This window comes from Methylophilus flavus, assembly GCF_042678905.1.
Taxonomy (GTDB): Bacteria; Pseudomonadota; Gammaproteobacteria; order Burkholderiales; family Methylophilaceae; genus Methylophilus; species Methylophilus flavus.
Window position 1 is genome coordinate 687,749 of record NZ_JBHTLN010000001.1, and the last position, 14,418, is coordinate 702,166.

The following is a 14,418-nucleotide window of genomic DNA, read 5'->3' on the forward strand; positions in this document are numbered from 1 at the left end:
ATGGATAAAAATGCAAAAATCTACGTTGCTGGTCATCGCGGACTTGTAGGCTCTGCGCTGATAAGATCCCTTACTCAAAAAGGGTATAACAATCTGATTACACGTAGTCATGCAGAGCTGGACTTAACAAACCACACTGCTGTAAAAGAATTTTTTGCGACAGAGAAGCCTGAGTACGTTTTACTGGCAGCGGCAAAAGTAGGAGGCATTTATGCTAATAATACTTACCCCGCCGAATTCATCCATGAGAACCTGGCGATTCAAACCAATGTTATCCACCAGTCATATGTAAATGGGGTTAAACGATTACTGTTCTTAGGGTCGAGCTGTATTTATCCACGTGATTGCCCACAACCAATCAAAGAAGAGTATCTGCTGACTGGCCCATTAGAGGCTACAAACCGGCCATATGCACTGGCTAAAATTGCGGGTATTGAAATGTGCTGGAGTTATAACAGGCAATACGGAACTCAGTTTCTTGCAGCGATGCCAACCAACTTATATGGTCCAGGGGATAACTACCATCCTGAAAACAGTCATGTCATCCCTGCACTGATCCGGAAGTTTCATGAAGCAAAAATAGATAACCGCTCAGAAGTGGTGGTTTGGGGTACAGGCTCACCTATGCGAGAATTTTTATACAATCAGGATATGGCAGATGCTTGTGTTTTTTTGATGCAACTTGAAGATGATTTATTCAGCAAATGCTTAGGCAGCAATGACTCACACGCCGAATCATTTCAGCCGCCACTGGTTAATATAGGCTCTGGAAGCGACATTACCATCAGGGAGCTGGCAGAGAAAATTGGCGAAGTTGTCGGTTACCAAGGTAATATAAGTTTTGATAGCACCAAGCCAGATGGGACCCTTAGAAAACTGATGGATTCTTCAAAGATATTCAATCTAGGCCATGTAAATCAATTTAGCTTGGAATCTGGTTTGACGAATACATATAACGACTTTAAATCCATACATACACAAAAACTATGAAAGCTGTCATTCTGGCCGGGGGTTTGGGAACTCGCATTAGCGAAGAAACTCATCTAAAACCAAAACCAATGATTGAAATCGGAGGCAAACCGATTCTCTGGCACATCATGAAATTGTATTCAGCTCATGGAATCAACGATTTTGTGATTTGCTGTGGTTACAAAGGCTACATCATTAAAGAATATTTCGCCAATTACTTCCTGCATATGTCCGACGTAACATTCGACATGTCCAATAACAGCATGCAAGTCCATCAACGTAATGCTGAACCTTGGAAAGTAACGCTGGTTGACACTGGTGAACAAACACTGACAGGTGGACGCCTGAAACGTGTTGAGGAATACGTCAAAGACGAAGAAGCTTTCTGCTTTACCTATGGAGACGGCCTCTCGGACGTCAATATCGCCGAGCTGGTTGAATTCCACCAGCAGCATGGAAAACTCGCTACCGTCACAGGTGTACAGCCACCAGGAAGATATGGTGCATTGCGGTTAAATGGGCAGCAGGTCATAGGTTTTTCTGAAAAGCCTAAAGGTGATGGCGGCTGGATCAACGGCGGTTTTTTTGTTCTCTCTCCGAAATGTATTGATTATATAGAGAATGATCAATCCAGCTGGGAGAGTGATCCATTGATTCAATTGGCGAAAATGGGCGAACTTGTTGCCTATGAGCATAATGGTTTCTGGCAGCCAATGGATACACTTCGCGAAAAGACTATGCTTGAAGATCTATGGCAATCGGACAAGGCGCCTTGGAAAATATGGAAATAACCAAAGATTTCTGGTCTGGAAAACGGATATTGGTCACCGGGCATACTGGTTTTAAAGGGGGCTGGCTTTCGCTTTGGCTACAGTCACTAAATGCAAATGTAGCAGGTTTTGCTCTCAAACCCTCTACTGAACCTAACCTTTTTCAAGTAGCAAATATTGCTGCTGGCATGCGGTCCTTTATTGGAGACATTCGGAACTTTGAAGAGCTCAATGGCGTTGTCAACTCTTTCCAGCCGGAGATCATATTTCATCTGGCAGCTCAACCGCTTGTGAGATACTCATACGAGAATCCTGTGGAGACATATGCCACAAACGTGATGGGTACGGTTCATTTGCTTGAGGCTGCGCGACACACGGGCTCGGTCAAAGCCATAGTGAATATCACCAGTGACAAATGTTACGAAAATAAAGAATGGGTATGGGGTTATCGCGAAAACGAGCCCATGGGTGGGCATGATCCTTACAGCAACAGTAAAGGGTGTGCAGAACTTGTTACCTCTGCTTATCGGTTATCATACATGTCAGAAAACCAAGGGATTGCTTTGGCTAGTGCCAGAGCAGGAAATGTCATCGGGGGCGGAGACTGGTCTTCAGACAGGCTGATACCAGACATACTTCAATCTATCAGCAATAATCAAGTAGCACTTCTAAGAAGCCCTAATGCCATCCGACCTTGGCAGCACGTACTAGAACCCTTAAACGGTTATTTAATGCTCGCACAAGCGCTATACGAAAAAGGCCAAGAATATGCTGAGGCCTGGAATTTTGGCCCTGGAGATTCTGGTGCTCAAACAGTTGAATGGATAACTAAAACAATGGTTAACCACTGGGGAGGAAGCGCAAGTTATCGGATCAATGAAGCAGCAACTACCTTGCATGAGGCCCATTTGCTAAAGCTAGACTGCTCAAAAGCACGCAGCCTCCTGAAATGGCACCCTAAATGGGACATAACACAATCAATAGAGAAAATATGTAGTTGGCACAAAGCCTATCTAGAAGGCAACAATATGCGTGAGTATTGCCTAGATGAAATCAAGCAATACTCAAATTCATAGTATGGCTATATGAAGACTATGCGCTTTTTATAAACAAGGATTAATTTTGGACAAATCTCAAGAAATTCGACAACAAATTGCCCATCTGGTTGAAGAATACGCACAACTAAAATATGCTCCGACCACTTTTAACCCTGGTCAAACTATCATTCCGCCGTCCGGGAAAGTACTGGACAGCAGTGAGTTAAAATTAATGGTCGAAGCATCCCTTGATGGATGGCTTACAACCGGACGATTCAATCAAGAATTTGAAAAACGCCTTGCTGAGTATCTTGGTGTTAAATATCTGCTAACAACGAACTCTGGCTCCTCAGCCAACCTACTTGCGTTTTCTGCCCTAACCTCTCCAAGGCTTAAAGATCGGGCGATTAAACCGGGAGATGAGGTCATTGGCGTTGCTGCGGGTTTTCCCACAACAGTTAATCCTATCCTGCAATACGGTGCAGTTCCAGTATTTGTGGATATTGATATCAAAACCCATAATATTGATGTCACCAAGCTTGAAGAAGCAATCAGTCCTAAAACCAAAGCGATCATGCTGGCCCACTCACTCGGAAATCCATTCAACTTACAAGTGATTTTGGAAGTTTGTAAAAAACACAACCTTTGGTTGATTGAGGACAATTGCGATGCGCTAGGTTCGCGATATAACGATCAGCTTACTGGCACGTTTGGTGATATTGGTACTTTAAGCTTTTACCCTGCCCACCACATCACAATGGGTGAAGGTGGCGCTGTCTTCACAAACAATGCTGAACTCAGGCTCATTATAGAGAGCTTCAGGGACTGGGGGCGTGACTGTTATTGTGCGCCTGGTAAAGATAATACCTGTGGCAAACGCTTTTGCTGGAAACTGGGCAACCTACCTGAGGGATACGATCATAAATACACTTACTCTCATCTGGGATATAACCTCAAAATTACAGATATGCAGGCCGCCTGTGGTCTGGCACAGATGGACAAGCTAGATGGGTTTGTACAAGCTCGCAAAGATAACTTTGCGTATCTTAAAAACCGACTTTCGAGTTGCGAGGATTTTCTGGAGCTGCCTGAGGCAACTGAAAAAAGTGATCCATCCTGGTTTGGCTTCCTAATGACAATCAAACCGGAAGCGGGAATACGAAGAGTCGACTTACTCAATTACCTTGACCAAAACAAGGTCGGCACACGCTTGCTATTTGCTGGCAATCTGACCCGCCAACCGTACATGGAAGGCAGGAACTATCGAATCAGCGGTGATTTGCATAATACAGATACTGTAATGAATAACAGTTTCTGGATCGGAGTATATCCTGGATTGACTGAGCAAATGCTGGATTTCTCTGCCACCAAAATTGAAACCTTTCTTGGCCTTAACTTTGATTAAATACTGGTAGCTATTTTGAAAGCTTCTGACGCAGTTGCATCCTTTTTGTTGAAACATCAGATCAATACATGCTTTGAGCTGGTAGGTGGGATGATCACACATTTATTGGACAGCTTTGCCGAAACTAAGCAGTTCAATATTATTTCGATGCATCACGAACAAGCGGCTGCATTTGCTGCAGAGGGTGTCGCCAGATATTCGAAAGGTAAGAGAATAGGCCTTGCATTGGGTACAAGCGGCCCAGGTGCTACTAATCTCATTACAGGAATCGGAAGCTGCTGGTTTGACTCTATACCGTGTTTATTCATTACCGGTCAGGTAAACACCAATGAACAAAAAGGGAAACGTGGCATACGGCAGCAAGGATTTCAAGAACTGGAAATAGTCGAAGTCGTATCCTCAATCACAAAATTCTCAATTAAAATCGAAGAGGTCAGCAGTTTACTACCAACCCTTCATAAGGCTGTGTCTTTGATGCTAAGCGGAAGGCAAGGACCTGTGTTGATTGACATTCCCAATAACATCCAAAAGATGGATGTCCCAAATTCAGATGTGGAGTATTGGGTGAATCAACCTTTGATTATGGAGATCACACCAGAGCCCGAACAAAAGGATTTGTTAAAACTACTGTCTTTGTGTGCAGATTCAAATAAACCATTAATATGCGTGGGGGGCGGCGCGCGCAACTCATCTTTTTTATCAGACTGGCTACAAGTATTAAACAATAACAATTTGCCATATGTCTCTACATTAATGGGCCATGAGCGAACTACCGTAACAGACTGTTATTTCAACATGATCGGCAGTTACGGTAACAGAGAAGCGAATTGGGCAATTCAAAACTGCGATTTATTAATCGTGATCGGTGCCAGACTTGACGTTCGCCAAACTGGTTCAGACACAAATGACTTTGCCCGAAATGCAAAGATTGTGCAAATAGATATAGATCCTAGCCAGTTAGATAATAGAATCTGTGCAGATTTAAATTTTTGTTGTTCAGCAGATGATTTCTTAAAATCATTTCAAATTTCAAGTAGCACATTCCCAAATCTAGACAAGCACTGGATCAATCAACTCCGGAATATTAGAAGTCAAGCTGACAGGGATGAGTATCCTGAAAGTGAGATAAGCCCAAGTATATTCTTCAAATTATTAAATGACGCAATGCACGGCAAACGTGTCGACTACGTATGTGATGTCGGAAATCATCAGATGTGGGCGGCTCACTCGATAAGAATCAACAGCGAGCAAGCTGTACATTATAGCGGGGGCATGGGTGCTATGGGTTTTGCGCTCCCGGCTGCTATCGGTGTAGCTGTAACTTCTCAATCGAAAGTCATCGTCATCACCGGTGATGGTAGCTTGCAGATCAACATACAAGAATTAGATACTATTAAAAGACTCAATCTGGATATCACGGTGATTGTATTAAATAATTTTACGCTTGGGATGGTAAAGAATTTCCAGGATATGTATTTCAATGGCCGCGATCAATCAACAAAAAAAGGCTATAGCTCTCCATCATTTGAAAAAATCTCCAAAGCTTATGAAATTGGAGCGATACGAGTATCCAACATAAACCAAGTTAAAGATGCTCTCAGGGTAGTGTCACAAAATTGTGGGCCTATGCTCATTGAAGTGCTGATGGAAGGTGCGACCGAATGCAGACCAAGATTAGCATTTGGATCGAAATTAGACGAACAATTTCCTCATTTTGATATATCTAGTCAATAATTGCTCTAAATAAATTACTGGTTTTAAAACACATGAATAATTTAATAAGCGATAGTCATCTGGAAGAAATAGCCACTAACGGGTTTGTGGTAATCAGGGGATTCCTATCCGATAATGAACTCAGTCCCTTATTTGAAGAACTAAGGAACCTTGCACTGGCGTTTGGTATAACTCAAAAAGAGCTTGACTCATACGAAAACATAGATGAAGCATTTGTAGACCTAATTGAAAAAAATAAAAGACTTCAATCCCCTCTTTACGAAAGATTGCAGCAAATTCCACAATTATTGAAACTACCATCTACTGACAAAATATTTAATCTTTCAAAATTAATTTTGAATACAAGCCATATAGGCGTTTGGCCAAGAATACAGATCAGGCTCGACTTGGCCGATGATAATGAAAACTTGATTGAATGGCATACAGATTATTCATACAATCGGGGGACATCACATTCTTATACATTCTGGCTTCCTTTAGTATCAATTGATAAAGCGATGGGCCCAATTAAGATGGTGCCCGGATCCCACAAAAAAGATTACGCCTTTATAACAAATTCTAAAGCTAGAAGACATTCACTGACACTCGATGAGGAAGTGATAAAAGATCTGAAGTCAATACAGATTGACCAGTTTCAAGCTGGTGATTTGGTTTTATTTCATAGTAAATTTCTCCACACCGGCATGATAAATACCGTCAAAAACAGAGCTAGACTGGTTTGTGTATTTAGAATGCAAAACCTGGACACATTAGAAATTCTTTCGGATAACGCAGATGACTAAAATAAACAGAGACGAAACAATCATGGCGGAATGGGATCGCCAAACCAAATCAAATATTGAGGCGATGGTAGGCACGGAAACACTATATGATAATTTTCCGGGTACTACGCTCAGCAAACTTGACAATTTTGCAAGGCATGTTCGCAGGCAAGCCCTTTCAAAATTTATGGCGCGAGAAGAAATTTTCAACAAAATCCTTGATGTTCACGGATCTGTTCTGGATCTTGGAGTTTCGGCTGGCCAAAGCTTGTTTACTTGGGCACAACTGTCTGCAATTAAAGAGCCGTTAAATTACACCAGGAAAATCATAGGCTTTGATACCTTTGAGGGGATTCCGGGAATCACCGACTTTGACTTACTTAGCCCTTCCCCATCCTCGCATTTAAAAAAAGGTGGCTTTAAATTTGAACACATTGAACAGCTCGACCTTGCAATTCAACAATATGATAGCAATAGGACCTTGGGGCATATCAACAAGATTGAACTTGTTAAAGGCGACATTACCAAAACTCTTCCAGAATATATAAGCAAAAATGGCCATTTAGTCGTATCTTTATTACACATAGATGTCGATGTATACGAAGCAACTAAAGTTGCTCTTGATCATGTAATAAAATTAATGCCTAAGGGCGCCATCATTGTATTTGATGAAGTGAACCAAGTTCCTTATCCAGGTGAAACCAAAGCGATCGTAGATAGTATCGGTATTAACAATATTAGACTGAAACGCTTTCCATGGGAAACAGGTATTTCTTATTGTGTTTTAGAGTAAAGGCCAACGATAGACTCTAGTTCAAATTTGTCTTATCACATCAAAAATAGATTTGAAATCACAAAGATTTAATGACATCCCAAAGCTATGAACAGTATTGAAACCGATGATCTAGAGTTAATCACTCAAAAATATGCAATACCTTGGATTGCATTAAAAGATAAAACGGTATTGATTACAGGTGCATCAGGTTTTCTTGCATCGTATATGATCAAGACACTGTTATACCTTAATAAAAAAATATTTTTAAATGTAAGTATCATCGCGGTTTGTAGGAACCGCGAGCGCTTTCAAAAAACTTTTGATACGAACACTATTGGCGCTGCAGTCGAATTTATTGAGCAGGATATTTGCCAGCCCATCAATATAATTCGAGAAGTGGACTTTATTGTTCACGCTGCAAGCCAGGCTAGTCCTAAATATTATGAGACTGATCCTGTGGGAACCTTAAGCGCAAATACAATTGCGACCATGCACCTACTGGAATTTGCAAAAAGTAAAAAAGTAAAAGGTTTTTTATACTTTAGTAGTTGCGAAATATATGGAGAAGTCAAAAATATTCCGACTTCAGAAGTTGACTATGGGTACCTTGATCCTATGTCCGTTCGCTCTTGTTACGCTGAAAGTAAACGTATGGGCGAAAATATGTGTGTAGCTTGGAATCGCCAATACAATGTTCCCACTAAAATTGTCAGGCCGTTTCATACATATGGGCCTGGAATGAAACTTGACGATGGAAGAGTTTATGCTGATTTCGTAGCCAGCGCTGTGAATGGCAACGATATAGAAATAAAAAGTAACGGATTAGCCAGGCGATCATTTTGTTACTTGGCTGATGCGGTAGCAGCATTTTGGATCATTTTACTTAAAGGCGAAAATGCTCAAGCATACAATGTGGGCAATCCAGAGGGTGAAATTAGCATTCGCGACCTTGCAACTTTAGTTGCAGGATTGGATTCCGAAAAACGTATAAATGTAATCTTCAAACAAAGGGACAACTTCGATTTTTATACTGAAAGCCCGGTTTCCATCACATGCCCAGATATTTCAAAAATCAAAACTCTGGGTTGGAAACCACTCACAACACTCAGTGATGGTTTCAGTAAAACAATTGAAAGTTACAAGCTATGAATATCTTTGATACACGCACCAAATACCTTAACAATCAACTTTCAAAACCTGACTACATTAAGCAGATGTATCAATTCCATCATAGTAAGCTTTTTGAGTATGCGGAGTTTATTAAGCAAACCAACATATCGTCGATAGAAATTATCGATGAAAAAGTCATTGTTACATCACGTGACCAGGTAAAAATGATTTGCCCCAAAGGAGATCATCGTGTTGCACCAATCGAATCATTGAATTTCCTGGATTATGAAACAATGGAGTCAGCAATGATTATGCGACTTCTGGAACCAGCAGATTGTGTTGTCGATATTGGTGCGAATATGGGTTGGTATTCAATTAATATTGCGAAAAAATATCCGGATAGCAAAATATATGCTTTCGAACCCATACCCAAAACATATCATTATCTAGCCGAGAATATCAGCCTAAACAATATCCAAAATATTGAAGCATGCCCTTTTGGCTTATCAAATGAAAAAAATGATCTGGCTTTCTACTTCTATCCTGAGGGCGGCGTTAATGCATCAATAGCGAACGTGAGTGAACGTGAGGATGTTGAATTAATAAACTGTCATGTTGAAAAATTAGATGATTTTGTAGAACAAAAAAAAATTAAAATAGACTTCATAAAGTGTGATGTCGAAGGCGCAGAGCTTTTTGCCTTTAAAGGTGGAGTTGAATCCATCAAGAGAGATAAACCGATAGTGTTTACAGAAATGTTAAGAAAGTGGTCTGCTAAGTTTAACTACCATCCCAATGAAATAATCTTGATGTTTTCAGATTTGGGATATGAGTGTTTTTATTGCTCTGAAGATAAGCTAGTTAAAATTAATACGATGACGGATGACACGGTAGAAACGAACTTCTTTTTTCTTCATTCCGACAAACACGCCCTACAAATTTCAAATCTAAAAAGCTAGTTGCAAACCCCGATGCTAATTTCCGTTTGCATTCCAACTTATAACCGTCTTGCCGACCTGAAAATCGCCATTGCTTCGGTAATCGCTGCGGCCAACATTCTAGATGAGCCAATAGAAGTTTTGGTGAGCGATAATGCATCACCGGACGGCACAAGAAGCTATTTAGAAAACTTAAGCATTGAAAACAAAAACATAACTTTTATCCATTGGACGAATAATGAAAATGTTGGAGGCTTAAATAACGTCAAAAAACTGATTTCAAAGGCAAAGGGTGAGTATTTATTCTTCCTTACAGACGACGATCTCATTTTACCCAATACTTTTTCTTTATTAAAAAAGCACATTCACTCTTCAGTAAAGTTTATTAAATTCGCAAACATCACGTATTTGGTGAAAAGAAAGAAAACTTTCTTTTATGGCCACAAACATTTATTGAGTGATTTTGACAATCACGATAACTTTTTTGAAATTGAGCGCTACACACATATCTTATCTGGCTGTGTCATTAAAAATATACCCTCTTTTATTGAATGGCTTATACACAGTACTAACTCTTACATCAGTACGGAAATGTGCGCCTTAAGTGCTGGCGGCTGTTTGTACATCAATGAGCCAGTAGTCATTCACCAATGGGAAAATGAAGTATTCTGGGAGAAAGATGTTGATCTTACATCCAAGTTAACCAAAATAAGGCATCTCAGTCACAGCGCTCAACATGCTCTGTTAAAAATACCAGATACCTACTTTAACAATAAGCAAAAGCTAAAAATGTGCGAAATCTTACTGAGGCGCCATGGTTATCTAGAAGATGAGGTTCTTGAGAAATTTAAGCTTAGTTCTATGGAGTTAACATTAATAAAAATTAAAGCACTTCCAACTCGCTTTTTGCTTAACTGTGTATTCGATATCAGGTCATTTTTTTCAAATCGACTATCCAACCTTAAATGACCTTAAGAAAAAAAGCGTTCACATCTATAAGGTGGACCGCATTATCTTCCAGCGTTAAGATACTAGTGCAATTATCGCAATTAGTAATACTCTCAAGGCTGCTTACACCAGCTGATTTTGGTTTAATCGCTATTGCTTTAGCGACAGTTGCATTTATACAGATATTTGCAGATGCTGGTGTTAGTAACGCAATTATTCATTTTCAAGAAATTTCGAACGACCAACTCTCAAGCTTATATTGGCTAAATGTAAGTCTGGGGGCGATATTAGCTACTGTTCTAGTTGGCGCATCTAGTTTTATAGCTGATTGGTATAGACAGCCTGAACTCGTAAATTTGCTATATATAGCAGCATTGACATTATTCATAAATGCTCTAGGTCAGCAACTTCGTGTAAATGCCCAGAAAAATCTCTTATTTTCTCCACTGGTAAAAATAGAGTTATCTGCAGTACTTAGTGGATTTTTGTTAAGCCTAATTTTAGCCCTATATGGATGGGGTGTTTACTCAATCGCACTTGGCACATTGCTGACTGCCATTATTTACTGTTTGTTTGCTTGGATATTCTTAGCAAATGGTTGGAAACCAAAATTGCATCTGAAGATTGCCGAAATTACAAAGTTTCTACAATATGGCAGCTACATGATAGGTAACAATTTAGTGAGCACAGTAAATGCTCAGATAGATATTTTGATTGGTGGTCGTATATTCGGCGCTAATGATATAGGTTTATACAACGTTCCTAAAACACTTATGTTAAATGTGCAAATGGCTATCAATCCCATAATCACTCAAGTCGGACTGCCAGTTATGGCTATTGCTCAAAATGATAAAAATCGTCTTAAAAATATCTACTTAAAAACTATTCTATTAACATCATCTATAAACTTCCCTATTTATTTAGGCATTGCTTTTTATTCAAGCGAAATCGTACATTTAGTGTTGGGTGAAAAATGGGAAGACTCAATACCGCTTATAAAAATATTCGCAATCTGGGGGCTAGTACGTTCGATAGGTAATCCCGTTGGTAGTTTATTACTAGGTGTTGGTAGAGCAGATATGCTTTTTAGGTGGAATTTATTTTGGACCATAATTACAGGGCCCAGCTTATGGCTCGGAAGTTATTGGGGGATTTACGGTATGGCAATTGCATTGGCTATATTAATGACACTCGCATATTTACCAAATTGGCATTTTTTAGTAAAACCTGCATGCGGCGCTAATTTAAAAGAATACTCCGCTCAATCAGCTATCCCATTAATATTGGCTGTAATAGCGACGACGCTAAGTTACTGTATCACCATACCGTTGGGTGATGCACTTTACCGCTTAACACTTGGGTTATTTGTAGCTGCAATACTATATTTGCTACTAAGCATAACGTTTAATAAACCTATAATTAGGTACAGTTTAGAATTACTGGCAATATCAAAGAAATAAATGAAACCTCATAACTATGCTTCTGAAGAATGATGGTTAATAACTTCATATGAACAACCTCGCTCCTATAGCACTTTTTGTTTACAACCGCCCTAAACACACTCGCGAAACCGTTGAAGCTTTGCTTAAGAATGCAGAAGCCAAGCACTCTGATTTGTATATTTTCTCTGATGCGCCTAAAAATGATTCCGCGAAGGAAGCTGTTGCTGAAGTAAGAAATTACATCAACCAAATTTCTGGTTTCAAAACCATTAAGATTGTCGAAAGATCCTCTAATTTGGGATTAGCTAATTCAGTCATTGATGGTGTCACCCGTCTGTGTAATGAATTTGGCAGTGTGATAGTGTTAGAAGATGATTTAATTGTTTCTACGCATTTTCTGGACTTCATGAACCAAGCATTGACTAGATATGAAGAACGCAGTGAAGTGTCAGCTATTTCTGGTTACATGTACCCCGTGAGTTTTAAAACTAAATCAGACACGATTTTTCTGGACTTTCCAATGAGTTGGGGTTGGGCGACCTGGCAGAGAGCATGGAAAAGTTTCAACCCTGACGGAAAGCAGCTAATAGACGAACTTTGTTTAAATGGGAAAATAAATGATTTTGATAGAAATGGTCCCCCGGGATGTTTGACAATGCTAAAACATCAGATTGCCGGGAAAAACAATTCCTGGTTTATTCGATGGTATGCAACTATTTTTTTAGATTCTAAAATCGTATTATGTCCGACCAAATCTTTGGTTTTAAATATCGGCATTGATGGTACGGGTGTGCACTGTGGAGAATGGATCATTGACCCATTCAAGACGGATTTATCTACTGGAAAGATAAATGTTGAGCACATCAAAATTGAAGTATCTGAAGAAAAAAATATTATTAGACATTTTTTTGTAAAAGTTTTCTTATTACGTTATTTGAATGCTTTTGCGAGATTGTTTTCTTTAAATCGATAGGATTTATGATTTGAAAATCGACCATAAGTACAAATATGAAGTTCAAAAGAACGCTGACAATTCAATTTCATATATAACAAATATGATTTCTGCTGGACAAAGCATATTAGAAATTGGGGCAGGCCCTGGCTCATTAACAAAACATTTAATTCAGATTCCTGATACAGATGTTACAGCAGCAGAAATTGACCAAGATGCTATAGAAATATTAAAGAATTATTGCAATAAAATTCATAAGATCGACTTAAACCTTCCTCACTGGGGCAATAGCTTTAATCAGGAAAAATATGATGTTGTGATTGCAGCCGATGTTTTAGAGCATCTGGCAAGTCCTGAAAAAGCTATATTGGAGATGAAAAATCTACTGAAGGAAAATGGAAGTATTTTAATTTCACTTCCTCACATTGGTCACAATGGAATAATAGCTTCTCTGTTTAATCAGGATTTTGCATACGCCGATTCAGGATTACTGGATCGAACGCATATTAAATTTTTCTGTATCAAAAACATGCAGGATTTAATCACTTCAGCCGGACTATGTATCGTTGACTATAAATTTGTACAGAGAGAGCCCGAAGATACAGAGTTTGCTTCCGCCTGGAAATCTTTGCCGAAAGAGCTACAACTTCAATTGAAAACAAATGTTTTTGGAAATGTTTATCAATGTGTGATTAAAGCAGAGCTCAATAACCCAGCTAAAAAATCGCTAAATCTTGTTACAAGTCAGCCCGACAACTTAGAAATAAGCCTGGCTCGAAAATTAAGTAGATACGCAAAACATTATTTGCCAAAATCAATCTTCTCTCAATTAAGAGAATTGTATTTGAAGATATCTAAATGATTTCTGTATGTATAGCTACGTACAATGGCCAAGCTTTTATCCAGGATCAATTGATATCTGTCCTTAGTCAACTTGGCACAAGCGACGAAGTTTTAGTTTCAGATGATGGCTCGTCTGATAACACAATTAAAATAATTCGAGCGATAGAAGATTCTAGAATTAAAATTTTACCGCTTTCTAATACAAGGCTCGGAATTGTAAAGAACTTTGAACGAACGCTCTCTGCTGCATCTGGTGATTATATTTTCCTCTGCGACCAAGATGATATTTGGCTTGAAAATAAGGTTAACCGCACAATAGAATCGCTCCGATACAGTGTCCTCACTGTATCGGATTGTAAAGTGGTTGATGCGAATCTTTTAGAAGTAAGCCCTTCATTTTTCGCTTTGAGAAACTCTGGCCCAGGATTCATTAGGAATCTTTATAAAAACGCTTACCTGGGATGTTGTATCGCTTTCCGCAAAGAACTGATGTCATACATATTACCTTTTCCGCAATCTGCACCTATGCATGATATGTGGATAGGCCTGATTGCACAAACGGTTGGAAGAGTAAGCTTTATACGTGAACCATTAGTTCTTTATCGAAGGCATGGCAAAAATGCATCATCGACTGCAGAGAAAAGTAATTTTAGTTTATATAAGCAAATAAAAATCAGATTGGTTTTATGTTGCTTGGTGATCCTCCGTTACATTAGAAACACAGTGCGATAGAA

General features: G+C 39.3%; 14 protein-coding genes. All 14 read left to right on the forward strand.

Annotation, left to right across the window (positions count from 1 at the left end):
• The 14 genes from ACFQ2T_RS03215 to ACFQ2T_RS03280 all read left to right on the forward strand — a co-directional run bounded on the left by ACFQ2T_RS03215 (position 1) and on the right by ACFQ2T_RS03280 (position 14,416).
• A complete protein-coding gene (locus ACFQ2T_RS03215; protein ID WP_379030422.1) occupies positions 1-990 on the forward strand; it encodes a GDP-L-fucose synthase family protein in 990 nt (329 codons plus the stop codon).
• The gene (gene rfbF / locus ACFQ2T_RS03220) at positions 987-1,760 is read left to right on the forward strand and encodes a glucose-1-phosphate cytidylyltransferase (protein WP_379030425.1); all 774 of its coding nucleotides are present in this window, start codon (positions 987-989) and stop codon (positions 1,758-1,760) included. Before ACFQ2T_RS03215 ends, rfbF begins: the two co-directional genes overlap by 4 nt.
• Positions 1,721-2,815 (forward strand): CDP-glucose 4,6-dehydratase, encoded by a 1,095-nt coding sequence (rfbG, locus tag ACFQ2T_RS03225; protein ID WP_379030428.1) that lies wholly within the window; start codon positions 1,721-1,723, stop codon positions 2,813-2,815. Before rfbF ends, rfbG begins: the two co-directional genes overlap by 40 nt.
• A 46-nt stretch (positions 2,816-2,861) precedes the next feature.
• Positions 2,862-4,181: a lipopolysaccharide biosynthesis protein RfbH gene (gene rfbH, locus ACFQ2T_RS03230; RefSeq protein WP_379030431.1), complete on the forward strand. Its 1,320-nt coding sequence runs from the start codon at positions 2,862-2,864 to the stop codon at positions 4,179-4,181.
• A 15-nt stretch (positions 4,182-4,196) separates the two neighbouring features.
• Positions 4,197-5,915 carry a thiamine pyrophosphate-binding protein gene (locus ACFQ2T_RS03235; protein ID WP_379030433.1) on the forward strand — a complete coding sequence of 573 codons (1,719 nt, stop codon included), beginning with the start codon at positions 4,197-4,199 and terminating at the stop codon, positions 5,913-5,915.
• 32 nt (positions 5,916-5,947) lie between these two features.
• Positions 5,948-6,697 carry a phytanoyl-CoA dioxygenase family protein gene (locus ACFQ2T_RS03240; RefSeq protein ID WP_379030436.1) on the forward strand — a complete coding sequence of 250 codons (750 nt, stop codon included), beginning with the start codon at positions 5,948-5,950 and terminating at the stop codon, positions 6,695-6,697.
• Positions 6,698-6,719: 22 nt separating this feature from the next.
• Complete coding sequence (locus ACFQ2T_RS03245; protein WP_379030439.1) at positions 6,720-7,469, forward strand: class I SAM-dependent methyltransferase; 750 nt, start codon at positions 6,720-6,722, stop codon at positions 7,467-7,469.
• Between the two features lie 87 nt (positions 7,470-7,556).
• Positions 7,557-8,600 carry an NAD-dependent epimerase/dehydratase family protein gene (locus ACFQ2T_RS03250; RefSeq protein ID WP_379030442.1) on the forward strand — a complete coding sequence of 348 codons (1,044 nt, stop codon included), beginning with the start codon at positions 7,557-7,559 and terminating at the stop codon, positions 8,598-8,600.
• Positions 8,597-9,520, forward strand: a complete 924-nt coding sequence (locus ACFQ2T_RS03255; RefSeq protein WP_379030445.1) for an FkbM family methyltransferase — start codon at positions 8,597-8,599, stop codon at positions 9,518-9,520. Before ACFQ2T_RS03250 ends, ACFQ2T_RS03255 begins: the two co-directional genes overlap by 4 nt.
• A gap of 12 nt (positions 9,521-9,532) precedes the next feature.
• A complete protein-coding gene (locus tag ACFQ2T_RS03260) occupies positions 9,533-10,468 on the forward strand; it encodes a glycosyltransferase family 2 protein (protein WP_379030448.1) in 936 nt (311 codons plus the stop codon).
• Positions 10,465-11,907, forward strand: coding sequence for an MOP flippase family protein (locus ACFQ2T_RS03265; RefSeq protein ID WP_379030449.1), 1,443 nt, complete (start codon positions 10,465-10,467; stop codon positions 11,905-11,907). The genes ACFQ2T_RS03260 and ACFQ2T_RS03265 overlap by 4 nt, the downstream gene beginning before the upstream one ends.
• Positions 11,908-11,956: 49 nt before the next feature.
• The gene (locus tag ACFQ2T_RS03270; protein ID WP_379030452.1) at positions 11,957-12,862 is read left to right on the forward strand and encodes a glycosyltransferase; all 906 of its coding nucleotides are present in this window, start codon (positions 11,957-11,959) and stop codon (positions 12,860-12,862) included.
• 10 nt (positions 12,863-12,872) lie between these two features.
• Positions 12,873-13,703 (forward strand): class I SAM-dependent methyltransferase, encoded by an 831-nt coding sequence (locus ACFQ2T_RS03275; protein WP_379030455.1) that lies wholly within the window; start codon positions 12,873-12,875, stop codon positions 13,701-13,703.
• Complete coding sequence (locus tag ACFQ2T_RS03280) at positions 13,700-14,416, forward strand: glycosyltransferase family 2 protein (protein WP_379030457.1); 717 nt, start codon at positions 13,700-13,702, stop codon at positions 14,414-14,416. Before ACFQ2T_RS03275 ends, ACFQ2T_RS03280 begins: the two co-directional genes overlap by 4 nt.
• Positions 14,417-14,418 lie beyond the last annotated feature (2 nt).

Excerpts from the sequence above, each read along its gene's own strand:
- ACFQ2T_RS03265 (WP_379030449.1), top strand. The coding sequence starts at position 10,465 with ATGACCTTAAGAAAAAAAGCGTTCACATCTATAAGGTGGACCGCATTA.
- ACFQ2T_RS03240 (WP_379030436.1), top strand. The coding sequence starts at position 5,948 with ATGAATAATTTAATAAGCGATAGTCATCTGGAAGAAATAGCCACTAAC.
- ACFQ2T_RS03280 (WP_379030457.1), top strand. The coding sequence starts at position 13,700 with ATGATTTCTGTATGTATAGCTACGTACAATGGCCAAGCTTTTATCCAG.
- ACFQ2T_RS03215 (WP_379030422.1), top strand. The coding sequence starts at position 1 with ATGGATAAAAATGCAAAAATCTACGTTGCTGGTCATCGCGGACTTGTA.
- ACFQ2T_RS03255 (WP_379030445.1), top strand. The coding sequence starts at position 8,597 with ATGAATATCTTTGATACACGCACCAAATACCTTAACAATCAACTTTCA.
- rfbF (WP_379030425.1), top strand. The coding sequence starts at position 987 with ATGAAAGCTGTCATTCTGGCCGGGGGTTTGGGAACTCGCATTAGCGAA.
- ACFQ2T_RS03250 (WP_379030442.1), top strand. The coding sequence starts at position 7,557 with ATGAACAGTATTGAAACCGATGATCTAGAGTTAATCACTCAAAAATAT.
- rfbG (WP_379030428.1), top strand. The coding sequence starts at position 1,721 with ATGGCAATCGGACAAGGCGCCTTGGAAAATATGGAAATAACCAAAGAT.
- ACFQ2T_RS03260 (WP_379030448.1), top strand. The coding sequence starts at position 9,533 with ATGCTAATTTCCGTTTGCATTCCAACTTATAACCGTCTTGCCGACCTG.
- ACFQ2T_RS03270 (WP_379030452.1), top strand. The coding sequence starts at position 11,957 with ATGAACAACCTCGCTCCTATAGCACTTTTTGTTTACAACCGCCCTAAA.
- ACFQ2T_RS03245 (WP_379030439.1), top strand. The coding sequence starts at position 6,720 with ATGGCGGAATGGGATCGCCAAACCAAATCAAATATTGAGGCGATGGTA.